The organism is Streptococcus sp. FDAARGOS_520, assembly GCF_003812685.1.
In the GTDB taxonomy this organism is placed as follows: domain Bacteria; phylum Bacillota; class Bacilli; order Lactobacillales; family Streptococcaceae; genus Streptococcus; species Streptococcus agalactiae.
In genome coordinates this window covers 931,044-956,608 of record NZ_CP033810.1, presented here as the reverse complement: position 1 = coordinate 956,608, position 25,565 = coordinate 931,044, and the positions used below count along the sequence as shown (strand labels likewise).

At 35.0% G+C, this 25,565-nt stretch carries 26 protein-coding genes; 16 read left to right on the top strand and 10 right to left on the bottom strand.

The window, feature by feature from the left end:
• Nucleotides 1-38: 38 nt before the first annotated feature.
• From arcC to EGX96_RS04885, 6 genes are all read right to left on the bottom strand, one after another.
• Entirely contained in the window at nucleotides 39-995 is a 957-nt protein-coding gene (gene arcC, locus EGX96_RS04910) for a carbamate kinase (RefSeq protein ID WP_000237848.1), read from the bottom strand.
• A gap of 20 nt (nucleotides 996-1,015) precedes the next feature.
• Entirely contained in the window at nucleotides 1,016-2,443 is a 1,428-nt protein-coding gene (arcD, locus tag EGX96_RS04905) for an arginine-ornithine antiporter (protein WP_000410015.1), read from the bottom strand.
• A 62-nt stretch (nucleotides 2,444-2,505) separates the two neighbouring features.
• Nucleotides 2,506-3,519, bottom strand: coding sequence for an ornithine carbamoyltransferase (gene argF, locus EGX96_RS04900; protein WP_000195397.1), 1,014 nt, complete (start codon nucleotides 3,517-3,519; stop codon nucleotides 2,506-2,508).
• A 15-nt stretch (nucleotides 3,520-3,534) separates the two neighbouring features.
• Nucleotides 3,535-3,966, bottom strand: coding sequence for a GNAT family N-acetyltransferase (locus tag EGX96_RS04895; RefSeq protein WP_000772114.1), 432 nt, complete (start codon nucleotides 3,964-3,966; stop codon nucleotides 3,535-3,537).
• 5 nt (nucleotides 3,967-3,971) lie between these two features.
• Complete coding sequence (gene arcA, locus EGX96_RS04890) at nucleotides 3,972-5,204, bottom strand: arginine deiminase (RefSeq protein WP_000194841.1); 1,233 nt, start codon at nucleotides 5,202-5,204, stop codon at nucleotides 3,972-3,974.
• Nucleotides 5,205-5,470: 266 nt separating this feature from the next.
• Nucleotides 5,471-6,175 carry a B3/B4 domain-containing protein gene (locus EGX96_RS04885; protein ID WP_000159980.1) on the bottom strand — a complete coding sequence of 235 codons (705 nt, stop codon included), beginning with the start codon at nucleotides 6,173-6,175 and terminating at the stop codon, nucleotides 5,471-5,473.
• 207 nt (nucleotides 6,176-6,382) lie between these two features.
• Between EGX96_RS04885 and EGX96_RS04880 the strand changes: the two genes are divergently transcribed.
• From EGX96_RS04880 to EGX96_RS04860, 5 genes are all read left to right on the top strand, one after another.
• Nucleotides 6,383-7,063: a Crp/Fnr family transcriptional regulator gene (locus EGX96_RS04880; protein ID WP_000628851.1), complete on the top strand. Its 681-nt coding sequence runs from the start codon at nucleotides 6,383-6,385 to the stop codon at nucleotides 7,061-7,063.
• A gap of 9 nt (nucleotides 7,064-7,072) precedes the next feature.
• On the top strand, nucleotides 7,073-7,558 hold the full coding sequence (locus EGX96_RS04875) for an arginine repressor (RefSeq protein ID WP_001034427.1): 486 nt from the start codon (nucleotides 7,073-7,075) through the stop codon (nucleotides 7,556-7,558).
• Nucleotides 7,559-7,714: 156 nt separating this feature from the next.
• Nucleotides 7,715-9,196 (top strand): IMP dehydrogenase, encoded by a 1,482-nt coding sequence (gene guaB, locus EGX96_RS04870; RefSeq protein ID WP_000073440.1) that lies wholly within the window; start codon nucleotides 7,715-7,717, stop codon nucleotides 9,194-9,196.
• A 74-nt stretch (nucleotides 9,197-9,270) separates the two neighbouring features.
• Complete coding sequence (locus EGX96_RS04865) at nucleotides 9,271-9,933, top strand: helix-turn-helix domain-containing protein (protein WP_001865840.1); 663 nt, start codon at nucleotides 9,271-9,273, stop codon at nucleotides 9,931-9,933.
• 55 nt (nucleotides 9,934-9,988) lie between these two features.
• Nucleotides 9,989-10,855: a GRP family sugar transporter gene (locus EGX96_RS04860; RefSeq protein ID WP_000398683.1), complete on the top strand. Its 867-nt coding sequence runs from the start codon at nucleotides 9,989-9,991 to the stop codon at nucleotides 10,853-10,855.
• 11 nt (nucleotides 10,856-10,866) lie between these two features.
• Here EGX96_RS04860 and recF read toward each other — a convergent pair whose 3' ends face one another.
• Both recF and yaaA read right to left on the bottom strand, forming a co-directional pair.
• On the bottom strand, nucleotides 10,867-11,976 hold the full coding sequence (gene recF, locus EGX96_RS04855; protein WP_000264863.1) for a DNA replication/repair protein RecF: 1,110 nt from the start codon (nucleotides 11,974-11,976) through the stop codon (nucleotides 10,867-10,869).
• Nucleotides 11,977-11,978: 2 nt separating this feature from the next.
• Nucleotides 11,979-12,332 carry a S4 domain-containing protein YaaA gene (yaaA, locus tag EGX96_RS04850; RefSeq protein ID WP_000384871.1) on the bottom strand — a complete coding sequence of 118 codons (354 nt, stop codon included), beginning with the start codon at nucleotides 12,330-12,332 and terminating at the stop codon, nucleotides 11,979-11,981.
• Nucleotides 12,333-12,570: 238 nt separating this feature from the next.
• On the opposite strand from yaaA, the gene yfmF reads away from it, so the two are divergent.
• From yfmF to EGX96_RS04810, 8 genes are all read left to right on the top strand, one after another.
• A complete protein-coding gene (gene yfmF, locus EGX96_RS04845; protein WP_000706188.1) occupies nucleotides 12,571-13,815 on the top strand; it encodes an EF-P 5-aminopentanol modification-associated protein YfmF in 1,245 nt (414 codons plus the stop codon).
• Between the two features lies 1 nt (nucleotide 13,816).
• The gene (yfmH, locus tag EGX96_RS04840) at nucleotides 13,817-15,100 is read left to right on the top strand and encodes an EF-P 5-aminopentanol modification-associated protein YfmH (protein WP_000217754.1); all 1,284 of its coding nucleotides are present in this window, start codon (nucleotides 13,817-13,819) and stop codon (nucleotides 15,098-15,100) included.
• 122 nt (nucleotides 15,101-15,222) lie between these two features.
• Complete coding sequence (gene pgsA / locus EGX96_RS04835; protein ID WP_000976003.1) at nucleotides 15,223-15,765, top strand: CDP-diacylglycerol--glycerol-3-phosphate 3-phosphatidyltransferase; 543 nt, start codon at nucleotides 15,223-15,225, stop codon at nucleotides 15,763-15,765.
• Entirely contained in the window at nucleotides 15,765-16,604 is an 840-nt protein-coding gene (locus tag EGX96_RS04830) for an energy-coupling factor ABC transporter ATP-binding protein (RefSeq protein ID WP_000181757.1), read from the top strand. Before pgsA ends, EGX96_RS04830 begins: the two co-directional genes overlap by 1 nt.
• Entirely contained in the window at nucleotides 16,580-17,422 is an 843-nt protein-coding gene (locus EGX96_RS04825) for an energy-coupling factor transporter ATPase (RefSeq protein ID WP_000510606.1), read from the top strand. Before EGX96_RS04830 ends, EGX96_RS04825 begins: the two co-directional genes overlap by 25 nt.
• Complete coding sequence (locus tag EGX96_RS04820; protein ID WP_000359358.1) at nucleotides 17,415-18,209, top strand: energy-coupling factor transporter transmembrane component T family protein; 795 nt, start codon at nucleotides 17,415-17,417, stop codon at nucleotides 18,207-18,209. Before EGX96_RS04825 ends, EGX96_RS04820 begins: the two co-directional genes overlap by 8 nt.
• Nucleotides 18,210-18,424: 215 nt before the next feature.
• Nucleotides 18,425-18,964 carry a LysM peptidoglycan-binding domain-containing protein gene (locus tag EGX96_RS04815; RefSeq protein ID WP_000029068.1) on the top strand — a complete coding sequence of 180 codons (540 nt, stop codon included), beginning with the start codon at nucleotides 18,425-18,427 and terminating at the stop codon, nucleotides 18,962-18,964.
• A 105-nt stretch (nucleotides 18,965-19,069) separates the two neighbouring features.
• Nucleotides 19,070-19,774 (top strand): transglycosylase SLT domain-containing protein, encoded by a 705-nt coding sequence (locus EGX96_RS04810; protein WP_001042655.1) that lies wholly within the window; start codon nucleotides 19,070-19,072, stop codon nucleotides 19,772-19,774.
• 134 nt (nucleotides 19,775-19,908) lie between these two features.
• Here the strand turns inward: EGX96_RS04810 and sdaAA are convergent, their stop codons facing one another.
• Nucleotides 19,909-20,781: an L-serine ammonia-lyase, iron-sulfur-dependent, subunit alpha gene (sdaAA, locus tag EGX96_RS04805; RefSeq protein WP_000500146.1), complete on the bottom strand. Its 873-nt coding sequence runs from the start codon at nucleotides 20,779-20,781 to the stop codon at nucleotides 19,909-19,911.
• Nucleotides 20,782-20,795: 14 nt separating this feature from the next.
• Entirely contained in the window at nucleotides 20,796-21,464 is a 669-nt protein-coding gene (sdaAB, locus tag EGX96_RS04800; protein ID WP_000681579.1) for an L-serine ammonia-lyase, iron-sulfur-dependent subunit beta, read from the bottom strand.
• A gap of 245 nt (nucleotides 21,465-21,709) precedes the next feature.
• On the opposite strand from sdaAB, the gene mnmA reads away from it, so the two are divergent.
• From mnmA to mnmG, 3 genes are all read left to right on the top strand, one after another.
• The gene (mnmA, locus tag EGX96_RS04795) at nucleotides 21,710-22,831 is read left to right on the top strand and encodes a tRNA 2-thiouridine(34) synthase MnmA (protein WP_000131746.1); all 1,122 of its coding nucleotides are present in this window, start codon (nucleotides 21,710-21,712) and stop codon (nucleotides 22,829-22,831) included.
• Between the two features lie 31 nt (nucleotides 22,832-22,862).
• Entirely contained in the window at nucleotides 22,863-23,474 is a 612-nt protein-coding gene (locus tag EGX96_RS04790) for a MarC family protein (RefSeq protein WP_000623752.1), read from the top strand.
• Nucleotides 23,475-23,643: 169 nt separating this feature from the next.
• On the top strand, nucleotides 23,644-25,545 hold the full coding sequence (gene mnmG, locus EGX96_RS04785; protein WP_000149487.1) for a tRNA uridine-5-carboxymethylaminomethyl(34) synthesis enzyme MnmG: 1,902 nt from the start codon (nucleotides 23,644-23,646) through the stop codon (nucleotides 25,543-25,545).
• Nucleotides 25,546-25,565: the final 20 nt, after the last annotated feature.

Below are 25,565 nucleotides of genomic sequence, written 5' to 3'. Positions count from 1 at the left end.
CATTAATAAGGAGTGTATGTAATGGTAATCTACATTGTTTAATTTGCAACAATTTGTGTCCCTGCATTTTGGGCTAAAACATTATCAATATTTTCAAGTGAAGTAATAATAGCTCGTGATTCAGGTTTATTTTCAACAAAAGCAATCGCAGCTTCGACCTTTGGTAGCATACTTCCAGGGGCAAATTGATTTTCAGTGATATATTGTTTCATTTGTGAAACAGTAACTTCTTCTAATTTTTCTTGATTAGGTTTATTAAAATTAACAAAAACGTTGTCAACGCCAGTTAAGACGATGAATAAGTCAGCATCAACAAGTTCTGATAAAGTTTGACTGGCAAAGTCTTTGTCAATAACAGCTTCAACCCCTTTTAATGCCTTTGTATTAGCATCTTCAATAACTGGTACACCTCCGCCACCTGCGCTAATAACAACCACACCAGAGTCCACTAACCGTCTAATAACAGAAGCTTCTTTGATACCAACCGGTTTTGGTGAAGGAACGACTTTACGCCATCCACGGCCAGCATCTTCTTTAAATTTTGAACCTGTTTCTTGGGCTTGTTTCTTGGCATCTTCTTCAGATAAGAATGGGCCAATAGGTTTTGTTGGATTAGTGAAAGCTTGATCTTTTTCATCTACAATAACTTGAGTTACCACTGTTGCAACCTCTTTGTCAATGCCTTGTTCTTGTAATTCATTGTTAAGAGCATTTTGTAACCAAAAACCAATACTTCCTTCTGTCATGGCAACACAAGTATCCAAAGGCATTGCTGGATTCTTTTCAGAATCTGAAGCTGCTTGCTGTAGCAATAAGTTACCAACTTGGGGACCATTTCCATGAGTAACAATGACATCATGGCCTTCTTTAATCAGTTTGACCAGTGATTTTGATGTGTTGATTAATGCTTCTTGTTGTGCTTTTGCTGAAGCATCTGTTGATAGAATAGCGTTGCCACCTAAGGCAACTACGATTTTTTGATGTTCTTTTACCAATTTATCCCTCTTTCTAATGACTAACCTGCTAGGATTGCAGCAATGTCAATTTGTCCAGTCATAATTTCAATAATACATAATAAGCAAAGCGCTAGAATGACAATGGCACTAATTTTTTCATATCCCACAAAGATAGGAAGCTTGTCATCTTTTCTCATTTTAATATAGAGAATCATACCTAGAGTGTAAGCAATCATTGTCAAAAGTAAGTAATCAAAACCACCAGCGTAGATAAGGTAAACAGCATAGATTGTAGCGAGGATACCGATAATTAAATTCTTTTGATGTCCTGGAGTTGACTTATCCTCACGGAGTGTGAATTGTAATTGATATAGTGCTGTAAAAGCATAAGGAATTAAGATAGCAGATGATGCTAATGCGAAACCAAAACGATAAGCACTTTGTGTGAATAAGAACGTGATTAAGAATGCTTGTACACAAAGATTAGTGACTAAGAGTGAATTGATTGGAGCTTTGTTTTTATTTTCTTTTGCAAAGAATTTAGGAAAAGCACCTTCTTTAGCAGCTTGATATGGTAATTCTGCTGCAAATAAAGTCCAAGCAAGAATAGCGCCAAATACTGAAATGATAACACCAAGGTTAACTAAGATAGCGCCCCAGTGACCAACAGCCTTTTCTAGAACGTAAGCCATAGCTGGTGTTTTTAAGTTTGCAAGTTCTGGACGTGACATGATACCAAGTGATAAAACAGAAATCAATACATAAAGTGAAATCATAGTGAATAATGCTAGGATACTTGCTTTACCAATATCAGAGTGTTTTTTAGCACGACCTGAGAAGACAACGGCGCCCTCAATACCAATAAATACCCAAACAGCGGTTTTCATAGTTGAATTGACTTGGTTGAAAATTGATTGATGTAATCCATTTCCCCAGATATCAAGACTAAAAATGTTAAATTTGAAAGCTAATAACGCTGAAATTAAGAAAATAATAACAGGTACTAATTTTGCAAAGGTAACTATGGTATTAATAAATGCAGCTGTATTAACACCTCTTAAAATTAAGAAATGGACAACCCAAATAACTATACTTGCTCCAATAATTGAGATGATATTATTTCCATTACCAAAGAATTTAAAGAAATAACCGAGTGAACTGAATAAGAGTGCAGCGTAGGCAACATTTCCAAGCCAAGCTGATAACCAATAACCCCATGCAGAGTTAAATCCCATAAAGTTTCCAAACCCCTCTTTAGCGTAACTAAAGATTCCAGCTGTTAGGTCCGGCCTTTTTTCAGATAAATTTTGAAAACTTAAAACGAAAGTCCCCATCCCGATAGCAGTAATTACCCAAGCAATAAGCATTGGTACCAAACCGGCTCTGGAACTCATATTTTGCATTAAATCAAAGATTCCGCCACCGATAAGAGAGCCAATGACAAGCATTGTTAGTGGTAAAAGACCTAATTTTTTTTCTTTTTCCATTTTATACCTCATTTCCTAAAATAGGGAATTGACTATATGTCAACTCCCTATAGTCGTTTAATTTAAACTTTTGGAATGAAAAGATTTCCAAGGGTTGCAGCCATTACAGCTTTAATAGTGTGCATACGATTTTCAGCTTGGTCGAAATGACGAGCATATTTGCTACGGAAGACTTCATCAGTAACTTCCATTTCCTTGACGCCAAATTTTTCAGCGACGTCTTTGCCGTAAACGGTATTTGTATCATGGAATGCAGGTAAGCAGTGTAAGAAGATAAGATTATCATTATTAGCTTTTTTAATCAGTTCCATGTTTACTTGATATGGTTGAAGAAGTTCAACGCGTTCTTTGAACTTATCTTCTTCTCCCATCGATACCCAGACATCAGTGTAAAAGACATCTGCTCCCTTTACAGCTTCGTCTACATTATCAGTAACGAGAACGTGAGCCCCGGACTCTTTGGCATATTCTTCAGCCAATTTAACAATCTCTTCAGCAGGGAAAAGTTCTTTTGGAGAAAAGATGTGTACATTGACCCCCATCAAAGTCCCAGCCACTAAAAGCGAGTTGGCAACATTGTTACGTCCGTCACCACAGTAAACAAGAGTAATACCTTCAAGTTTACCGAAGTTTTCTTTGATAGTAAGGTAGTCAGCTAGCATTTGTGTTGGATGCCATTCATCTGTTAAACCATTCCAGACAGGTACTCCAGAAAATTCAGCAAGCTCTTCAACCATTCTTTGGCTAAAACCACGGAATTCAATACCATCAAACATACGTCCTAAAACCTTAGCAGTATCTTCTGTTGATTCTTTTTTACCAAGTTGAATATCATTTGCACCAAGGTATTCCGGATGAGCGCCTAGGTCAATTGCTGCAGTTGTAAAGGCTGCGCGAGTACGAGTAGATGTTTTTTCAAATAAGAGAGCAATATTTTTACCTTCAAGATAATGATGAGGAACACCACGTTTTTTAAGGTCTTTTAAATGAGCTGAAAAATCAATAAGATATTCAAATTCCTCACGAGAAAAATCTTTTTCTGCTAAGAAACTACGTCCTTGAAATACTTGTGTCATATGTTAATGTCTCCTTTAAATTAAATATTTTTCGAGTGTTTGACAGGCTTCCCCGTCTTCCATATAAATATTCCCAGTAGCTTGATACCCAAGTGTCTGGTAGAAATCTTTTGCTGTCAATTCAGCATGTATAGTTAGATAGTGATAACCATTTTCTTTTGCATAATTTTCTAGTGCTATAATAATTTTGGTACCATAGCCGTTACCACGATAACCTTTTAAAGTCGCAATTCGAGTCAAACGAGCTTCTGTTTGAGTTTCAGGAAGAAAGCGTCCTGTTGAAACTGGCTGTTTCCCATCATAAAGAACAGCATAAATAGTATCTTGCTCGTCATTATCATCGAATTCTTCTTCCATTTTTATATTTCTTTCGATAACGAAAACAGAAAAGCGAATATATAGGCTTGCAGCTCTTTGGTAAGGCAAGTGATTGACTAATAGCTTCATAAATTTTAAAGGTCTTCACGTTCAAATGGCATTGACATGCAGCGTGGTCCACCACGCCCACGAACTAATTCACTTCCATTAATCTTAATTAATTTCAATCCTTTGGACTCTAAGATTGCATTTGTGATTGTATTTCTGTTGTAAACGATAACGACACCTGGTGCTATAGTTAATGTATTTGAACCATCATTCCATTGTTCACGTCCAGCAGCGACTAAGTTGTCACCCCCACAACGAATCAATTCCACTTTCTCAACTCCTAGGTTTTTCGCTAGAAGATCTGCCAAATCACCTTTTTCTTCTTCAATATGAAGATCTTGGTTTTCGTAAGTTACAGAGTAAACGCGAAGATCGCCTTCAATTTCTGGGTGAATTGTAAACTTGTCATAGTCAACCATTGTAAAGACTGTGTCAAGGTGCATAAATTTACGATTATTTGCAAATTCAAATGCTAAAACCTTTTTAAAACCTAAATTTTGTTTAAAAATATTGACTAAGAGTTTTTCAATAGAGGCAGCATCAGTACGTTGAGAGATACCAACGGCAAGGACATCTTTAGAAAGGACAAGCTCATCTCCACCTTCAATACGAGTTGTTTCTTCACGTTCATAGACCATAGGGACTTTTCCACCGTACTCTGGGTGATGTGTAAAGATATATTTACCGTATAAAGTTTCGCGATTACGTGTTTCAGAGAACATATGATTTAATGAAACTCCATTCCCAATAGTTGCAAATGGATCACGTGTAAAGTAAAGATTTGGCATCGGATCTATGGCAAATGGATAATTAGATTCGACAAGATCAGTTAGACCTTTTTCAGAAGATGGGATTTCAGGTAGCTCAGACTTTTGGATACCTGCCATAGTTTTTTCGATAAGTTCTTTATTATCTTTGATATTGAGTAATAATTCTCGAATAGCTTTTTTAGTAGCACGACCGCGAACATTTGCTTCGCCAATGTACTCATCGATAAACTGTTCACGAATTTCTTGGTTTGTTAACGACTCGGCAGCAAGATTTTCAAGGTAAAGTACTTCGACTCCTTCGTTGCGAAGTGCTTGTGCAAACGCATCGTGTTCTTTTTGTGCATCTTCCAAAAATGGGATATCATCAAACAAGAGTCTCTCTAAATAATCAGGCATCAGATTTTCTATTTCTTTACCTGGACGGTGTAGCATAACTTTTTTAAGTTTTCCAATTTCTGAGAAAACATGAATTGGATGTGTTTGAGTCATATTTTACTCCTTTCTTAGTTAGAGATTTGTATTGAAACAGGATTTATCTCTATATCTACATTTACATTCTACTTTCTTTTGAATATAAAATAGGGAAGTTATTCGCATTAAAAGTGTTAAGAATGTCACGATTATATCCAAAAAAATTTAAATTTATAGAAATGAAAGCGATTTCTATACAATTTCTTTCTTTTATCGTTGGAAAGTGAGAAATTATTAACCTAAAAAAATAACGAAAAGTAAAATTTTTACTTTTCGTTTTAATGTTATAGCGTTATTTCACTGTGTTCTTTATCTAATATGATGGTCTGTGTTTTAGCTTTTAGAAAACGATTTGTATTGGTGGCGATAAAGTCCAACGCTTCTTTAAAAATAATTTCTCTTCCATTATCAATTAATTCGATAACTAAAAAAGCATTCTGAGTATTATCGGTAATCATAGTACGTTTTCCATCACGCCAATTAAAACAGCGGCAAACTGCTCCAACATCATCAACATAGGCAAGCTCACCTGAAAGAGTTGGTCTGTTAAAATCTTCGCCAATCAAGTAAAATTCATCACCACCATTGGTAATAGTTAGTTTTAAATCACCTCTAAATGTATCACTATCCTCAGCACCAATAGGTAATCCAAACCTAAGGCTAGCGGCATTATAGATATCAACTAGAGGATTTATACTAGTAATTTCGTTTCCTGAATTAACTCGCTTCAATAATGCTTCGATACTTGAACGTGCACCTTTTTTAGTTTTAAAGGTTTGATATGCTTTGCGATAAGTTTGGATAACTCTGTTTTGACTGAATTCTTTCTCTTGCAAATATTTTTTTGCTAAAGAATGACTATCAGACAGTAACTGTTTAAGTTCTGTTTCAAGGTTTCTGTCCATGTGATAATCTTTGATTAAGATTACTCCAATTTTAGAAGTTGGAAACAAATTCCAGTACGATGAATCAACAATAAATTTAGTCATGAAGGCCTCTCAATTTTTTTAAAAGATATCAGAACAATTACATTTTCTCAAAAGCGTTTTCAAAATTCAACGAAAAACGTTCTTTCTACGAATTTTTTTGCTATAATGAAGGAGGATTTATCGTGACAAGAAAATTTTATACATTAAAAAATTTTCATTATACAAAAAATGTTTGCATCTAATGATTAGAAAGGTCTAGAAAATCAGGTGATTACAAAAGAACAATATTTTTATTTCAGACAACTAGATGATTTTAAACACTTTACTATTGAACAATTTGACCATATTGTGAGCCACATTAAACATCGTACAGCTCTAAAAAATCATACCTTATTTTTTGAAGGTGATTACCGTGAAAAACTGTTTTTAATCCAGTCAGGACATGTAAAAATTGAACAATCAGACGCTTCTGGTTCTTTCATTTATACAGATTATGTTAGACAAGGTACGGTTTTTCCTTATGGAGGTCTCTTTTTGGATGATGATTACCATTTTTCAGCAGTGGCTATTACGGATATTGAGTATTTTTCTCTGCCAATGGCTTTATACGAAGAATACTCTCTTCAAAATATCAATCAAATGAAGCATCTTTGTCGGAAATATTCTAAGCTATTACGAGTTCATGAAATACGACTTCGTAATATGGTGACTTCAAGTGCCAGTATGAGAGTTATCCAATCGCTTGCAACTCTACTTTTGCAAGTTCCTACAGAAAGGGGACATTTACCTTTTCCTATTACAACGATTGAAATTGCCAATATGAGCGGAACTACTCGCGAGACAGTTAGTCATGTTTTAAAGGAATTACGCCAAAAAGATATCGTTGAAATGAAAGGAAAGAAGCTTCTCTATAATAATAAAAATTATTTCAAGAAATTCATTGAATAAGGAGTTTATATGAATAAAAAAGAAACAAGACACCAATTAATTCGTTCCTTAGTCTCTGAGACTAAGGTGCGTACACAACATGAGTTAAGGGAATTACTAGAAAAAAATGGCGTTTCAGTGACGCAAGCAACATTATCTCGAGATATGAAGGAACTTAATTTAATTAAGGTTAACGAAAGCAGTGATAATGCTACAGAAACTTATTATGAGATTCATAGTATATCTCAGAAGCGTTGGGAAGAACGGTTACGTTTTTACATGGAAGATGCCCTAGTCATGCTGTTTCCAGTTCAAAACCAAATCGTTTTGAAGACACTACCTGGCTTAGCTCAATCTTTTGGCTCCATATTAGATTCGATTTTATTACCTGAGATCTTAGCAACTGTCTGTGGTGATGATACTTGTTTGATTATTTGTAATAATAGTGAAGAAGCTCAAAAGTGTTTTGAGAAATTAAGTCAGTATACGCCGCCTTTCTTCTTCTCAAAAAAATAGAAAATTAAGAAGATTTTTTCATTACTTTAAAGAGCTAGAAGCTATTAATTCTATGCTCTTTTTATATTGACAAATGATTTTAGCGTGATATGATAGTAACAATATAATTTTAATGGGATTTTTTATATCTACTATCTAAGAAAAGAGGATTTTTTGATGTCAAATTGGGATACTAAGTTTTTGAAAAAAGGTTTTACTTTTGATGATGTTCTGCTTATTCCTGCTGAAAGCCATGTTTTACCAAATGAAGTTGATATGAAGACAAAGTTGGCTGATAATTTGACATTAAACATTCCAATCATTACAGCTGCAATGGATACAGTTACAGATAGTAAGATGGCTATTGCTATTGCACGTGCTGGTGGGCTTGGTATCATTCATAAAAATATGTCAATAGTTGATCAAGCAGAAGAAGTTCGTAAAGTTAAACGCTCAGAAAATGGTGTTATTATTGACCCATTCTTCTTGACACCAGATAATACTGTCTCTGAAGCTGAGGAATTGATGCAAAACTATCGCATTAGTGGAGTTCCTATTGTAGAGACACTCGAGAATCGTAAATTAGTTGGAATTATTACTAACCGTGATATGCGTTTCATTTCTGATTATAAACAACTAATCTCAGAGCACATGACAAGTCAAAATCTTGTAACAGCTCCTATTGGTACAGATCTTGAAACTGCAGAGCGTATTCTTCATGAGCATCGTATTGAAAAGCTACCTTTAGTAGATGATGAGGGACGTCTTTCAGGACTTATTACTATTAAGGATATCGAAAAAGTTATTGAATTTCCTAAGGCAGCAAAAGATGAATTTGGACGTCTCTTAGTTGCAGGTGCAGTAGGTGTAACCTCTGATACTTTTGAACGTGCAGAAGCTTTGTTTGAAGCAGGTGCAGATGCTATTGTCATTGATACAGCACATGGACATTCAGCTGGTGTGCTCCGTAAAATTGCTGAAATTCGTGCTCACTTCCCTAATCGCACATTGATTGCGGGAAATATTGCTACAGCAGAAGGAGCGCGTGCACTTTATGATGCAGGTGTGGATGTCGTTAAAGTTGGTATTGGTCCAGGTTCAATTTGTACGACTCGTGTCGTTGCTGGGGTAGGTGTTCCTCAGATTACAGCTATTTACGATGCAGCGGCTGTTGCGCGTGAGTACGGTAAGACTATCATTGCTGATGGTGGTATTAAATATTCAGGTGATATTGTAAAAGCACTTGCAGCAGGTGGAAATGCAGTTATGCTAGGTTCAATGTTTGCAGGAACAGATGAAGCGCCAGGAGAAACAGAAATTTTCCAAGGGCGTAAGTTCAAGACATACCGTGGTATGGGCTCAATTGCAGCAATGAAAAAAGGTTCAAGCGATCGTTATTTCCAAGGTTCTGTAAACGAGGCTAACAAATTGGTTCCAGAAGGTATTGAAGGTCGTGTAGCATACAAAGGTTCAGTAGCCGATATTGTTTTCCAAATGCTTGGTGGCATTCGCTCTGGTATGGGATATGTAGGTGCAGCGAACATAAAAGAACTTCATGATAATGCTCAATTTGTTGAAATGTCAGGAGCTGGCTTGAAAGAAAGCCATCCCCATGATGTTCAAATTACAAATGAGGCACCAAATTATTCAGTACACTAAAATAAGGGCAAAAAGCATCCCCTATGAGGATGCTTTTTGTTGCATAAAAGAAACAAATATAGTAAAGTTTTTGTATGAAAAATTATGGAAAAATTTTAAAAGAGTTGAGAGAGGACAAAGGTATATCCCTAAGTTCTCTAGCCAAAAGTGCTCAATTATCAAAATCAACTCTATCACGTTTTGAAAATGGTGAGACACAAATAGGTATTGATAAATTTATTAAAGCTTTACAAACGTTGGAGGTTGGGGTAACTATCAATGAAGTATCCATTCTAGATTCAAAAGTTAAGGCTGGAACTTCTAATACTGATTTAGAGCAATTAACTTTACTGGAATCTTATCGAGATAATGAAGATATCATGAGAATTTTCAGTTTCCAAAAACAACAATCCTGTGATAGAATAGAAAGCAATGTTCTCAAAATATTGGCTAAACTTTTTATTTCAAATTTAGGGTTAAATATGAGGCTGCCTCAAGATGAGATTAACCTGGTAGTTACTTATCTGAATGGTGTGACACAGTACAATGATTTTTATTTCAAAGTCATCTGCTATTTTCAAGATATTTTACCTGAAGATGTTATTTTAAATAAGATTAGTAATATGACTAAAGAACAGTTACCTTATTCTAAATCACTGGTCAATTTATTGATAAAACAAGTCATTATAGCTTTGGAAAAAGATAGTGTTGATAAAGCTATAGTATTTGCTGATCTTGCTAATAAAGTTAGTCAATAGATTCTCTAGGATTGAAAATAGGTAATACTTAATATTCCATTGTAAGGAGAAAGAATTGGAAGGTTTACTTATTGCATTGATTCCCATGTTTGCGTGGGGAAGTATTGGATTTGTTAGTAATAAAATTGGAGGACGTCCAAATCAACAAACATTTGGAATGACTTTAGGAGCATTGCTATTTGCGATTATCGTATGGTTATTTAAACAGCCAGAGATGACTGCCTCATTGTGGATTTTTGGTATCTTAGGTGGTATCCTATGGTCAGTCGGCCAAAATGGTCAATTCCAAGCAATGAAATATATGGGAGTCTCTGTTGCTAATCCACTGTCAAGTGGTGCACAATTAGTAGGTGGAAGCCTAGTTGGTGCTTTAGTCTTTCATGAATGGACTAAGCCAATCCAATTTATTTTAGGATTGACAGCGTTGACATTATTAGTTATCGGCTTCTATTTCTCAAGTAAACGTGATGTCTCAGAACAAGCTTTGGCAACACATCAAGAGTTTTCAAAAGGATTTGCTACAATTGCTTATTCAACTGTAGGTTACATCTCATACGCAGTTTTATTTAATAACATTATGAAGTTCGACGCTATGGCCGTTATTTTACCCATGGCTGTTGGAATGTGTCTAGGTGCAATTTGTTTCATGAAGTTTCGTGTTAACTTTGAGGCTGTTGTTGTTAAAAATATGATTACAGGTCTCATGTGGGGCGTTGGTAATGTCTTCATGTTATTGGCAGCAGCTAAAGCAGGGCTAGCAATTGCTTTTAGTTTTTCTCAACTTGGAGTAATTATCTCTATTATTGGTGGTATTTTATTTTTAGGTGAGACAAAAACGAAGAAAGAGCAGAAGTGGGTTGTCATGGGTATCCTTTGTTTTGTTATGGGTGCTATATTACTTGGTATTGTTAAATCTTATTAAAAAGCAACAGATTAATCTGTTGCTTTTTTTTCATTAATACTAATAGTACCATCACTAACGTTAAAGATTTTGAGTTGATCAGGTAAAGCACTTAAATGTTCTAAACTTGTTGTAGTAATAAATGTTTGAACATTCTCTTTGATTCCCTCTAAGAGTTTTAGTTGACGATGGTTGTCAAGTTCACTCATGACGTCGTCAAGTAAGAGAATCGGATAATCGTTGGTAACGGTTTTTATTAGCTCAATTTCTGCTAATTTCAATGATAAAATAAGGCTTCTTTGTTGCCCTTGGCTAGCAAAAGTAGCATTGATATCATTAATAAAGAAAGTAATATCATCACGATGAGGTCCGATGCTTGTGTTTTTCTTAAAGATGTCTCTTGAGTGGCTTTTAGATAATTGGTTTAAAAAATGTTCCCTAATACTTGACTTATCTGTAAACTCTATTGACGATTTGTAGTGAATAGATAAATGTTCTAACTCAGTACTGATAATGTAGTGATGTTTGTCCGCTTCATCATTTAGGGCTTGGATAAAATCAAAACGGTGTTCAATGACACGACTTCCATAATCAGCTAATTGTTCATCAAGGACTGTTAAAAAAGTTTTGTCGACGTTATTAGTAGTTTTTAGATAAGTGTTTCTTTGTTTTAATACATGATTGTAATTTGAAAGTTCAGCTAAGTACGTTGGCTTAATTTGTCCAATATCTATATCTAAAAATTTTCGTCTTAGACTAGGTGCACCTTTAACTAATTGAAGATCTTCAGGGGCAAAAAGTACGACAGTCATAGCCCCAATATAATCAGATAATTTTGCCTGTTTAAGATGGTTAACTTTAGTGATTCTTCCTTTTTCAGATAATTGAATATCTAAGTTAAGATGGCCACTTTTGCGGATTACCTCACCTGTAATTTGTACATCATGGTGTTTAAAATGTACAAGTTCTTTATCAGAACGGGTACGGTGACTTCGAGTCAAAGCCAAGAAGTAGATTGCTTCTAAAAAATTTGTCTTTCCTTGAGCATTGCGGCCAATGAAAATATTGAGGTTGGGTGAAAAATCTACTTGTGCTTCTTCATAATTACGATAATGTTTTAAAGAAATATTTTTTATCCACATTTTTATGTCCCTGGAAAGCGAACTGGTTTTTTGCTAGTTTTTGATTTACCTTTGTTGGTGTTTTTATTCATTTCTTTAACGATTGCTGAAACACGCTGTTTTTCAGCTATTTCTATATTACGTTCTTCAATTTCTTGATCTGATGGCTTCCTTATAATGATCTCGATATTTTGATCAGGAATAGTAATAATATCCCCCAGGCGGAGTTTCTTTCCACGCCTATTTTCAAGGTCACCGTTAAACAATACTCGATTATCCGCTAAAAATTTTTTAATGGCTCCGCCACTTTGAATGATACCAATCTCTTTTAGAAGTGATTGTAAAGTAATATATTCATCAAATAATTTATAATCCATGACTTTTTAATCTCCAATTTTAGATATCACATCATTATAGCATAAAATTATTTTTTGAGTTGAACTTATGATATGGAGACAAGGTATAAAAAATGGGAGTAAATATTGGTTGACGACTTTGTCAATTTTGAAGAAGATTGAAATTTAGAATTAATCATATCTTGGATGTTTAATCTTTTTTAACGCCTTTAAAAATGATATAATCTTAGCTAACAATACAGAACACAAAGGATATTGAATGAAAATAGTTGAAGGCGTTTCTCTACATTTAATTAAAAACCAACAATTTAAGACTAATCATCTTACTTTTCGATTTTCAGGTGATTTTAATAATAAAACAGTAGCACGTAGATCGCTCGTTGCTCAAATGTTAGTTACTGCAAATGCTAAGTATCCTAAGGTACAAGAATTTCGAGAAAAGTTAGCTTCCTTATATGGCGCTAGTTTATCAACTAAGATTTCTACTAAGGGTCTTGTTCACATTGTTGATATTGATATTGTATTTGTTAAAAATACCTTTACTTTAGAACAAGAAAATATCGTTGAACAAATTATTACATTCTTGGAGGATATGCTGTTTTCTCCTTTAATTTCTTTAGAACAGTATCAAACATCTATTTTTGATACTGAGAAGAAAAACCTTATTCAATATTTAGAGGCTGATATTGAAGATAATTTTTATAGCAGTGACTTAGCACTAAAATCTTTATTCTACAATAATAAGACACTTCGTTTACCTAAGTATGGTACAGCATCTTTAGTGGAATCAGAAAATTCATTTACAGCTTATCAAGAATTTCAGAAGATGCTTAAGGAAGATCAATTAGATATTTTTGTCGTAGGGGATTTTGATGACTATCGAATGATTCAGGCTTTTAATCGTATGGCATTTGAGCCACGTCACAAAGTATTAGCTTTTGATTATACGCAGACTTATGAAAATATAACGAGAAGTCAAGTAGAAGATAAGGACGTTAATCAATCTATTATGCAATTGGCTTATCATCTTCCAATAACTTATAAAGATGAAGATTATTTTGCTTTAATAGTATTTAACGGTTTATTTGGTGCTTTTGCCCACTCCTTGTTGTTTACAGAAATTCGAGAAAAGCAAGGTTTAGCCTATACTATAGGTAGTCAATTTGACAGCTTTACAGGTCTCTTTACGATATATGCAGGTATTGATAAAGAGAATCGTGAGCGTTTTTTGAAGCTTATTAATAAGCAATTCAATAATATTAAGATGGGCAGGTTTTCTTCTACATTATTGAAACAAACAAAAGATATATTGAAAATGAACTATGTTTTAGCTTCTGATAATCCTAAGGTCATAGTTGACCACATTTATCATGAACATTATTTAGATCAGTTTCATACTTCAGCACTATTCATTGACAAAGTAGACGATGTAACAAAATCAGATATTGTCAGCGTAGCAACAAAATTAAAATTACAAGCTTTTTATTTTTTGGAAGGAAACTAGGATGACAGTTAATAAAATAACTTATCAGAACCTTCAGGAGGAAGTATATAAGTTAACATTAGAGAGCGGACTAAATGTATACCTTATTCCAAAGCCATCATTTAAGGAAACTGTTGGAGTATTGACAGCAAATTTTGGATCACTCCATACAAAATATACGAGGAATGGTTGTGTAGAACATTATCCGGCAGGAATTGCTCACTTCTTAGAACATAAATTATTTGAACTGGATAAAGGACAAGACGCTGCAACTCAATTTACTAAATATGGCGCCGAGAGTAACGCCTTTACAACTTTTGATAAAACTAGTTTTTATTTTTCAACTATAAGTCACATTACAAACTGCTTAGATATACTACTTGACTTTGTATTGACAACAAACTTTACAGAAGAGTCAATTACTAAAGAAAAAGATATTATCAAACAAGAAATTGAAATGTATCAAGATGACCCAGAATATAGGCTTTATCAAGGAGTGTTATCGAACCTTTACCCCAACTCTCCATTAGCATTTGATATCGCTGGAGATTACCAATCAATCTCTCAAATAACCTTAACCGATTTACAAGAAAATCACAAAGACTTTTATCAGTTGTCTAATATGAATTTAGTTCTTGTTGGACAATTTAGTCCACAAGAAATTATAACTTACCTTCAAAAAAATTCTCATTTCACAAGTTACTCACAGAATATTGACCGAGATTCTATTAGCCTTGAGCCTGTTATAAAAAACAACTCTTGCCATATGACAGTGACAAAACCTAAATTAGCTATTGGTTATCGAAAATCAAATCATATGATACATGGTTCTTACCTAAAAGAGAAAATCGGATTACAGCTATTTTTTGCAATGCTTTTAGGATGGACTTCTACAATTAACCAAGACTGGTACGAATCTGGTCAAATTGATGATTCTTTTGATATAGAAATTGAAGTTCATCCAGATTTTGAGTGCGTTATTATTTCTTTAGATACGACAGAGCCAATTGCTTTTTCAACTCAGTTGAGGTTATTGCTAAAAAATGCTTTGCAATCATCTGATCTTACCGAAAGCCACTTAAAAAACGTTAAGAGAGAGCTCTATGGCGATTTTTTAAGAAGCTTAGATTCTATTGAAAATCTCGCAATGCAATTCGTCACCTATTTATATGATGGAAAAACGATGTATTTGGATTTGCCATCTATCGTTGAAGAATTAGATTTGGAAGATGTCATTACGATTGGTAAGGATTTCTTAGATAATGCTGACACATCTGACTTCGTTATTTTTCCAAAATCTTCGTAAATAATCTGAAATTTTGATATAATAAGGAAGCTTAGACATCTATAAAGTTGGTATGTCAAAAGTCTTTTACTAGTTTTGAAATAACATAATATAGGAATACTATGTTTCCAAAAGGAGAATTTATGATGAAGAAAGAAAATATTCCGAATCTATTAACTGTAGTCAGAATTTTAATGATTCCGTTATTTATAGTATTAACTTCAGTAACAACAAGTACAACTTGGCATATTGTTGCAGCTATTGTATTTGCTATTGCAAGTTTGACCGATTACCTAGATGGTTATCTAGCACGTAAATGGCAAGTAGTAACAAATTTTGGGAAATTTGCAGACCCATTAGCTGATAAAATGCTAGTTATGAGTGCTTTTATCATGTTAGTTGGACTAGACTTAGCACCAGCTTGGGTTTCAGCTATTATCATTTGTAGAGAGTTAGCAGTTACAGGTTTGCGTTTACTTTTAGTTGAAACAGGTGGAACAGTACTTGCTGCAGCTATGCCAGGGAAAATAAAGACGGCTACTCAAATGTTTGCAGTTATTTTTTTGTTAGTACATTGGATGACACTTGGTAACATCATGTTATACATTGCTCTATTCTTTACCTTGTATTCAGGCTACGACTATTTTAAAGGTGCAGGCTTCTTATTTAAGGATACTTTTAAATAATGACAAATATTATTACCGTTAATAATCTCTTTTTTAAATATGATAGTAATCAAACACATTATCAATTGGAGAATGTATCGTTTCATGTGAAACAAGGAGAATGGCTATCTATTATTGGTCATAATGGTTCTGGGAAATCCACTACTGTTCGTTTAATAGATGGACTTTTAGAGGCGGAGTCTGGCCAGATTATCATTGATGGACAAGAGTTAACCGAAGATAATGTCTGGGAGTTACGTCACAAGATTGGCATGGTATTTCAAAATCCTGATAACCAATTTGTAGGGGCAACTGTTGAAGATGACGTCGCCTTTGGTTTGGAAAATAAAGGTATTCCTTTGAAAGACATGAAAGAAAGAGTGGACCAAGCACTTGATTTGGTAGGAATGTCTGAATTTAAAATGAGGGAGCCTGCACGTTTATCTGGAGGACAAAAGCAGCGTGTAGCCATTGCAGGAGCTGTAGCTATGCGTCCACAAGTTATCATCTTGGATGAGGCGACTAGTATGCTTGATCCTGAGGGACGATTGGAACTGATAAGAACGATACGAGCTATTCGTCAAAAATATAATCTTACTGTTATTTCAATTACACACGACTTAGATGAAGTTGCATTGAGTGATCGTGTCATCGTTATGAAAAATGGTAAAGTTGAGTCGACATCCACTCCAAAAGCGTTATTTGGTCGTGGAAATCGTTTGATTAGTTTAGGTTTAGATGTTCCCTTTACAAGTAGGTTAATGGCAGAACTGGCTGCTAATGGTCTTGATATAGGGACAGAGTATCTTACAGAGAAGGAATTAGAAGAACAATTATGGGAATTGAATTTAAAAATGTAAGTTATACCTATCAAGCCGGCACTCCTTTTGAAGGGCGTGCCCTTTTTGACGTCAATCTGAAAATTGAAGATGCTTCCTATACCGCGTTCATTGGGCACACAGGTTCTGGAAAATCAACTATTATGCAACTTTTGAATGGTTTACATATTCCTACAAAAGGTGAGGTAATTGTCGATGATTTTTCTATTAAAGCAGGGGACAAGAACAAAGAAATCAAATTTATAAGGCAAAAAGTTGGTTTAGTTTTTCAATTTCCAGAAAGTCAGCTTTTTGAAGAGACAGTTTTAAAGGATGTTGCTTTTGGACCACAAAATTTTGGTATTTCTCAGATTGAAGCTGAAAGGCTGGCTGAAGAAAAATTAAGGTTAGTTGGTATCAGTGAGGATTTATTCGATAAAAATCCATTTGAACTTTCTGGAGGGCAGATGAGGCGGGTTGCTATAGCTGGTATTTTAGCGATGGAACCCAAAGTACTAGTACTGGATGAGCCAACAGCTGGACTTGATCCTAAGGGAAGAAAAGAATTAATGACTCTTTTTAAAAATCTTCATAAAAAAGGAATGACTATCGTCTTAGTGACTCACTTAATGGACGATGTAGCGGATTATGCTGACTATGTGTATGTTTTAGAAGCAGGGAAAGTAACCTTATCAGGACAACCAAAACAGATTTTTCAAGAAGTAGAACTTTTAGAAAGTAAACAATTAGGAGTTCCCAAAATCACCAAGTTTGCTCAAAGACTATCTCATAAGGGATTAAATTTACCTAGTTTACCAATTACTATTAACGAATTTGTGGAGGCTATTAAGCATGGATAAATTGATTTTGGGACGTTACATACCAGGTAATTCTCTCATTCATAAATTAGATCCTCGAAGTAAGTTACTAGCCATGTTGCTTTTTATCATTATTGTTTTTTGGGCAAATAATGTAGTGACAAATGTGATCGTATTCATTTTTACGTTGGTTATTGTGGGTTTATCTCAGATAAAATTTTCCTATTTTTTCAATGGTATTAAACCGATGGTTGGTATTATTTTATTTACAACCCTCTTCCAGATGCTGTTTGCACAAGGCGGGCAGGTTATCTTCTCGTTTTGGATTTTTAGCATCACTAGCCTTGGGTTACAACAAGCAGCACTTATTTTTATGAGATTTGTTTTAATTATCTTCTTTTCGACATTACTTACCTTAACTACTACTCCGTTAAGTTTAGCAGATGCTGTTGAATCTTTGTTAAAACCATTGGAAGTACTGAGAGTACCAGCACACGAGATTGGTTTGATGTTATCCCTTAGCTTACGTTTCGTTCCTACTTTAATGGATGATACAACACGTATCATGAATGCTCAAAGAGCTCGTGGAGTTGATTTTGGAGAGGGAAACCTAATTCATAAGGTTAAGTCTATTATCCCTATTTTGATTCCATTATTTGCTTCTAGTTTTAAAAGAGCAGATGCGTTGGCAATTGCTATGGAAGCAAGAGGTTATCAAGGCGGAGCCAATCGTAGTAAGTACCGTTTATTGAAGTGGACTGTTCGGGATACTTTTAGTATATTACTTATGTTATTATTGGGTTTGAGTTTGTTTCTATTAAAAAATTAAAAGGTTAAGATCAGTTTATGGTCTTAGCCTTTTCATTTATATAATGTGAAAAGCTCAACAACTTTACTTAAAGAAAACTAAAAATTGTTTTTTGGAGGCCTTTTCTTTATTAATTTACAATTTATTTGTAATAAATTTCATCTAAGGCAAAACAATTAGTAATATTTACAAGGTATGATAGTACGCGTATCAATTAATGAAAGAGAGCATATATTATGTCAATAACCTCGGTTAAAAAATCAAAACCATTTAAATTAGGAGTGGCAGGTCTTTTAGTGGGTGCTTCATTAGCTTTACCACTTTCAGTAAGCGCAGCATCTTATACCGTGAAATCAGGTGATACCTTATCAGCTATTGCTAAAAATCATAAAACTACGGTACAAGAGTTAGTGTCTCTCAATAGTATCAGTAACGCTGATGTCATCAGTATAGGTGATGTTTTAAAATTGGATAATTCTACAGCTAGTCAAGCAGAAGCAAAATCTCAACCAACAATTGAAAATTCAATGAATTCTTCATCAAATTTGAGTTCAAGTGATTCAGCCGCAAAAGAAGAAATAGCTCGTCGTGAATCAAATGGTAGTTATACTGCACAGAATGGACAATATTATGGAAGATATCAACTGTCTCAATCTTACCTAAATGGCGACTTATCTCCTGAAAATCAAGAAAAAGTAGCGGACAATTATGTGGTTTCTCGTTACGGATCTTGGTCGGCAGCGCTATCATTTTGGAATAGTAACGGCTGGTATTAATAAAAGTTGATAAAACAAAGAGATTTACTTAAAATTAAATCTCTTTGTAATATTTTTAACATCTATTCAATTGCAAGGTAACAAATAAAGTATAATATAGGTAACATGAATAAAAGAAGAAAATTATCAAAATTGAATGTAAAAAAACATCATTTAGCTTATGGAGCTATCACTTTAGTAGCCCTTTTTTCATGTATTTTGGCTGTAATGGTCATCTTTAAAAGTTCACAAGTTACTACTGAATCTTTGTCAAAAGCAGATAAAGTTCGCGTAGCCAAAAAATCAAAAATGACTAAGGCGACATCTAAATCAAAAGTAGAAGATGTAAAACAGGCTCCAAAACCTTCTCAGGCATCTAATGAAGCCCCAAAATCAAGTTCTCAATCTACAGAAGCTAATTCTCAGCAACAAGTTACTGCGAGTGAAGAGGCAGCTGTAGAACAAGCAGTTGTAACAGAAAACACCCCTGCTACCAGTCAGGCACAACAAGCTTATGCTGTTACTGAGACAACTTATAGACCTGCTCAACACCAGACGAGTGGCCAAGTATTGAGTAATGGAAATACTGCAGGGGCTATTGGCTCAGCAGCTGCAGCACAAATGGCTGCTGCAACAGGAGTCCCTCAGTCTACTTGGGAACATATTATTGCCCGTGAATCAAATGGTAATCCTAATGTTGCTAATGCCTCAGGAGCTTCAGGACTTTTCCAAACGATGCCAGGTTGGGGTTCAACAGCTACAGTTCAGGATCAAGTTAATTCAGCTATTAAAGCTTATCGTGCTCAAGGTTTATCAGCTTGGGGTTACTAGTGAATAGCTATAAATTAACTTTACACTGTTGTCAACAATAATTACAGATTGCTAAAACAAATAAATAAAAACGCTACAGTAAAGCTGTAGCGTTTTTATTTATTTTCAGGGAAAGAGTAGAAAATTGATAAACTTTATTCCCCAAAAATTTCTTTACTATAACGTCTTCCTGTCGGCGTGGCAGCAAGTCCTCCTTCTGCAGTCTCACGAAAAGCAGTCGGTAAACTTGATCCAACTTGATACATTGCATCAATAACTTCATCTACTGGAATTTGCGATTCAATACCAGCCAAGGCCATATCAGCAGCAACAAGTGCAAAACTTGATCCAAGAGCATTCCGCTTCACACAAGGGACTTCAACTAAACCTGCAACAGGGTCACAGATAAGTCCAAGCATATTTTTAATAACAAATGCTATAGCTTGGCTAGCTTGGAAAGGAGTACCTCCAGCAGCCATAACTAAAGCAGCCGCAGCCATAGCACTAGCTGACCCAACTTCAGCTTGGCAACCTCCTTCTGCACCTGAGATAGAGGCATTATTACCAATGACGAGACCAAATGCGCCGGCTGTAAATAGAAAATCAAGTTGCTCTTCTTCTGTTAAATTAAGCTTTTCAATGGCTGTAGAAATCACAGCTGGTAAACATCCTGCACTACCTGCAGTTGGTGTTGCACAGACCAGTCCCATCTTAGCATTTAACTCATTAACAGCCATAGCATTCCTAACGGCAGCTAGGATTGTGGTATCTGAAATAGTTTTTCCTGATTGTAAATATTGATCCATCTTGACAGCATCACCGCCTGTTAAACCACTGATTGATTTACTAGGGGTTAATCCATCAATAACAGAAGCTTTCATGACTTCAAGATTTCGGGACATAATATAACGAATTTCTTCACGACTTCTACCAGTCATTTCAATTTCCGTTTGGATCATGAGCTCTGCTATGTTACCCTTATGTTGGCTATTAGCTTGCTCTACCAGCTCTTCAATTGTATAAAACATAGTTACCCTTTCTCTTAATCAAAGAAGTTGACATTGTGTAAATGAGGAATAGCTTCTATCTTTTTGACAGCTTGTTGACAATCTCGTGAATCTACTTCTATAATCATGATAGCTTTTTCTCCTGCACTTTCGCGTGTTACATTCATTTGAGCAATATTAATGTTAAAGTCAGATAAAATATCAGTTACTTTAGCAATCATGCCAGGTATATCTTGATGAACGATAATTAAAGTAGGAGTATTCATTGTTAATGAAACTGAGAATCCATTCAACTCAGTAACTTGGATGTTTCCGCCACCAATTGACACTCCTGTAATACTCATGCTCCTATCCCCATTTTTAACAGTTATTTTCGCAGTATTTGGATGTGGTGAATTACTATCTTTTAGGATATCCCAGTAAATCTTAATTCCTTTTTGATGAGCAATTTCAAGAGAGTTTTTAATATCTGGATTATCTGTATCCATTCCTAGAATCCCTGCAACCAATGCTTTATCAGTACCGTGTCCTTGGTAAGTTTTAGCAAAAGAATTGTATAAATGAAAGGTTACTTCACTAGGTTCACCAAAAATAGAATGGACAACTTTACCAATGCGGACAGCTCCTGCAGTATGACTACTTGATGGTCCAATCATAACAGGACCAATAATGTCGAAGACCGATTGAAATTTTAAATGTTTCATAGTTTTTCCTCGTGATTTTTGTACATTCTCATTATAACAGATTATTTCTAAAAAATATCATAAAAAGATAAAAAAACTGCAATGTAATAAATATTTATCACAACAAAAACATACAACTTGACAACAAATAGTGCTATAATATATAAGCACTTTTATAGTGTTTCTTAGTCAATATGATTGATCTAAGAACAACTTGGCCCTTCAAGCCTAAGTTAAAAATAAAACTTTTTGATGGGAGAATTCTTATGACTGATAATTCAAACATTCGTGTCGTTGTAGGCATGAGTGGAGGTGTTGATTCATCAGTAACTGCCCTGCTTTTAAAAGAGCAAGGTTATGATGTTATTGGTGTTTTTATGAAAAATTGGGATGACACAGATGAATTTGGTGTTTGTACGGCTACTGAAGATTATAAAGATGTTGCTGCTGTTGCTGATCAGATCGGCATACCATACTACTCTGTCAACTTTGAAAAAGAGTATTGGGACAGGGTTTTCGAATATTTTTTAGCAGAATATCGAGCAGGTCGTACGCCAAATCCAGATGTTATGTGTAATAAGGAAATTAAATTTAAAGCATTTCTAGATTATGCGATGACATTAGGTGCTGACTATGTAGCAACAGGTCATTATGCACAAGTAACACGTGATGAGAACGGAATAGTTCATATGCTTAGAGGAGCAGATAATAATAAGGATCAAACTTATTTTCTAAGTCAATTATCTCAGGAGCAATTGCAAAAAACGTTATTTCCACTTGGTCATTTACAAAAACCAGAAGTTCGCCGTATAGCTGAAGAAGCAGGACTTGCGACCGCTAAGAAAAAAGACTCTACTGGTATTTGTTTTATTGGAGAAAAAAATTTCAAGGATTTCCTGGGTCAATATTTACCGGCTCAACCAGGTCGTATGATGACTGTTGATGGTCGTGACATGGGTGAACATGCTGGTTTAATGTATTATACTATTGGTCAAAGAGGGGGCCTTGGTATTGGTGGGCAACATGGTGGAGATAATAAACCTTGGTTTGTAGTTGGAAAGGATTTAAGTAAAAACATTCTTTATGTAGGTCAAGGTTTCTATCATGACTCATTGATGTCAACTAGCTTGACAGCTTCTGAAATCCACTTTACACGTGATATGCCTAATGAATTTAAGCTAGAATGTACAGCTAAGTTCAGATATCGTCAACCTGACAGTAAAGTTACAGTTTACGTAAAAGGTAATCAAGCAAGGGTTGTGTTTGATGATTTACAACGAGCAATCACACCAGGTCAAGCTGTTGTTTTTTATAATGAACAAGAATGTTTAGGCGGTGGGATGATTGATCAGGCTTATCGTGATGATAAAATCTGTCAATACATTTAATTGACACTTAATTATTAAGTGAGGTAATCGTATGATTTCAAAATTTATTTTAGCTTTCATGGCTTTTTTCGCCATTATGAATCCCATTTCTAATTTGCCAGCTTTTATGGCTTTAGTAGCTGATGATGATCAGAAGATTTCACGTCGGATTGCAGCAAAAGGAGTATTACTTGCTTTTGTCATTATTGTAATCTTTGTATTAAGTGGCCACTTACTTTTTAACTTATTTGGGATTACCCTAGCCGCCCTAAAAATATCTGGTGGAATATTGGTAGGCATTATAGGTTATAAAATGATTAATGGTATACATTCACCAACCAATAAAAACCTAGAGGAGCATAAGGATGATCCAATGAATGTGGCAGTTTCACCATTAGCAATGCCCCTTTTGGCAGGTCCGGGTACTATTGCAACTGCTATGGGGTTATCAAGTGGTGGTTTATCTGGCAAACTCATTACTATACTTGCTTTTGCCATATTATGTGTGATAATGTATGTTATTTTAATAAGTGCAAACGAAATTACTAAATTTCTTGGAAAAAATGCAATGACTATAATCACCAAAATGATGGGACTTATTTTGATGACTATCGGGATAGAGATGCTAATAACAGGCATAAAAATTGGTTTTCATTTAACATAGCCTATCCCCTCTGGTTGACTTTTAAAAGATAAATGCTAAAATAAATTTAACAATAACTATGATGGTCAAAGCTCATGGAATTTGTAAGTCTTTTTGACGTACAATTTTCGAGAGTTTTGGCTATTTTTGTGTTTTAATGAATTAGACTTTGAAATTGGAAAGGAATAAAATGACACATAATTTTGCAGAAAACTATGATATTATCGTTGTTGGAGCGGGTCATGCAGGTGTGGAAGCTAGTCTAGCTGCTAGTCGTATGGGATGTAAGACACTTCTAGCCACTATCAACTTAGAAATGTTAGCATTTATGCCTTGTAATCCTTCTATAGGTGGCTCTGCTAAAGGTATCGTTGTCAGAGAGATTGACGCTTTAGGTGGTGAAATGGGTAAAAACATTGATAAAACCTATATACAAATGAAAATGCTTAATACAGGTAAGGGGCCTGCTGTCCGTGCCTTAAGAGCACAAGCTGATAAAGCCCTCTATGCACAAACAATGAAGCAAACTGTAGAAAAGCAAGAAAATCTTACCTTAAGACAAGCTATGATTGACGAAATACTTGTTGAAGATGGAAAGGTTGTGGGGGTTCGTACAGCAACTAATCAGAAATTTTCAGCAAAATCTGTTGTTATAACAACAGGTACTGCTCTTCGAGGAGAGATTATATTAGGTGATCTTAAGTACTCCTCGGGCCCTAATAATAGTTTAGCTTCTGTGACATTGGCAGATAATTTAAGAGACCTAGGATTAGAAATTGGTCGTTTCAAAACTGGAACACCTCCTCGTGTAAAAGCCTCCTCTATTAATTATGAAAAGACAGAGATACAACCTGGGGATGAGCAACCAAATCATTTTTCATTTATGTCTAGGGATGAAGATTATATTACTGACCAGGTACCGTGCTGGTTGACCTATACGAATACTTTGAGTCATGACATCATCAATCAAAATCTACACCGTGCTCCTATGTTTTCTGGAATCGTTAAGGGAGTTGGTCCTAGATATTGTCCGTCAATTGAAGATAAAATTGTGCGTTTTGCTGATAAAGAGCGCCACCAACTCTTCTTAGAACCAGAAGGTAGATACACTGAAGAAGTTTATGTTCAAGGGCTATCAACGAGTCTTCCTGAGGATGTTCAAGTTGATTTATTACGTTCTATAAAAGGGCTTGAAAATGCTGAAATGATGCGTACAGGCTATGCTATTGAGTATGATATTGTATTGCCTCATCAATTAAGAGCAACACTCGAAACAAAAGTAATTGCTGGTTTGTTTACTGCAGGACAGACTAATGGTACTTCAGGTTATGAAGAAGCTGCTGGTCAAGGGTTGGTTGCTGGGATCAACGCTGCTCTTAAAGTTCAAGGGAAGCCAGAACTTATTTTAAAACGAAGTGATGCTTACATTGGTGTCATGATTGATGATTTAGTTACCAAAGGGACTCTAGAACCATATCGTCTGTTGACAAGTCGCGCAGAATATCGTCTGATTCTTCGTCATGATAATGCAGATATGCGTTTAACAGAAATCGGTTATGAGATTGGCCTAGTAGATGAAGAGCGTTATGCGATATTTAAAAAGCGTCAAATGCAATTTGAAAATGAATTAGAACGTTTAGACTCTATAAAGTTAAAGCCAGTTTCTGAGACAAATAAACGGATTCAAGAATTGGGCTTTAAACCTTTGACAGATGCTTTAACTGCCAAAGAATTTATGCGCCGCCCACAAATCACATATGCAGTAGCAACGGATTTTGTTGGTTGTGCTGATGAGCCATTAGACAGTAAGGTTATTGAACTTTTGGAAACTGAAATTAAATACGAAGGCTATATTAAAAAGGCTTTAGATCAAGTTGCAAAAATGAAACGAATGGAAGAAAAACGTATTCCCCCTCATATTGACTGGGACGACATTGATTCTATCGCAACAGAAGCTAGACAAAAATTCAAAAAAATTAACCCAGAAACGCTAGGTCAGGCTAGTCGTATTTCAGGAGTTAATCCAGCCGATATTAGTATTTTAATGGTTTACCTTGAAGGAAGACAAAAAGGTCGTAAAAATATCAATTGATAATAGTGTTCGCCCCTGTT

Bases quoted from the DNA above. Each gene is read 5' to 3' on its own strand.
- guaB (WP_000073440.1), top strand. From the start codon at position 7,715: ATGTCAAATTGGGATACTAAGTTTTTGAAAAAAGGTTTTACTTTTGAT.
- EGX96_RS04830 (WP_000181757.1), top strand. From the start codon at position 15,765: ATGACAAATATTATTACCGTTAATAATCTCTTTTTTAAATATGATAGT.
- pgsA (WP_000976003.1), top strand. From the start codon at position 15,223: ATGATGAAGAAAGAAAATATTCCGAATCTATTAACTGTAGTCAGAATT.
- EGX96_RS04885 (WP_000159980.1), bottom strand. From the start codon at position 6,175: ATGACTAAATTTATTGTTGATTCATCGTACTGGAATTTGTTTCCAACT.
- argF (WP_000195397.1), bottom strand. From the start codon at position 3,519: ATGACACAAGTATTTCAAGGACGTAGTTTCTTAGCAGAAAAAGATTTT.
- EGX96_RS04820 (WP_000359358.1), top strand. From the start codon at position 17,415: ATGGATAAATTGATTTTGGGACGTTACATACCAGGTAATTCTCTCATT.
- recF (WP_000264863.1), bottom strand. From the start codon at position 11,976: ATGTGGATAAAAAATATTTCTTTAAAACATTATCGTAATTATGAAGAA.
- yfmH (WP_000217754.1), top strand. From the start codon at position 13,817: ATGACAGTTAATAAAATAACTTATCAGAACCTTCAGGAGGAAGTATAT.
- EGX96_RS04790 (WP_000623752.1), top strand. From the start codon at position 22,863: ATGATTTCAAAATTTATTTTAGCTTTCATGGCTTTTTTCGCCATTATG.
- mnmA (WP_000131746.1), top strand. From the start codon at position 21,710: ATGACTGATAATTCAAACATTCGTGTCGTTGTAGGCATGAGTGGAGGT.
- sdaAB (WP_000681579.1), bottom strand. From the start codon at position 21,464: ATGAAACATTTAAAATTTCAATCGGTCTTCGACATTATTGGTCCTGTT.
- EGX96_RS04810 (WP_001042655.1), top strand. From the start codon at position 19,070: ATGAATAAAAGAAGAAAATTATCAAAATTGAATGTAAAAAAACATCAT.
- arcA (WP_000194841.1), bottom strand. From the start codon at position 5,204: ATGACTCAAACACATCCAATTCATGTTTTCTCAGAAATTGGAAAACTT.
- mnmG (WP_000149487.1), top strand. From the start codon at position 23,644: ATGACACATAATTTTGCAGAAAACTATGATATTATCGTTGTTGGAGCG.
- EGX96_RS04825 (WP_000510606.1), top strand. From the start codon at position 16,580: ATGGGAATTGAATTTAAAAATGTAAGTTATACCTATCAAGCCGGCACT.
- EGX96_RS04865 (WP_001865840.1), top strand. From the start codon at position 9,271: ATGAAAAATTATGGAAAAATTTTAAAAGAGTTGAGAGAGGACAAAGGT.
- EGX96_RS04815 (WP_000029068.1), top strand. From the start codon at position 18,425: ATGTCAATAACCTCGGTTAAAAAATCAAAACCATTTAAATTAGGAGTG.
- arcD (WP_000410015.1), bottom strand. From the start codon at position 2,443: ATGGAAAAAGAAAAAAAATTAGGTCTTTTACCACTAACAATGCTTGTC.
- EGX96_RS04875 (WP_001034427.1), top strand. From the start codon at position 7,073: ATGAATAAAAAAGAAACAAGACACCAATTAATTCGTTCCTTAGTCTCT.
- yfmF (WP_000706188.1), top strand. From the start codon at position 12,571: ATGAAAATAGTTGAAGGCGTTTCTCTACATTTAATTAAAAACCAACAA.
- sdaAA (WP_000500146.1), bottom strand. From the start codon at position 20,781: ATGTTTTATACAATTGAAGAGCTGGTAGAGCAAGCTAATAGCCAACAT.
- yaaA (WP_000384871.1), bottom strand. From the start codon at position 12,332: ATGGATTATAAATTATTTGATGAATATATTACTTTACAATCACTTCTA.
- EGX96_RS04895 (WP_000772114.1), bottom strand. From the start codon at position 3,966: ATGAAGCTATTAGTCAATCACTTGCCTTACCAAAGAGCTGCAAGCCTA.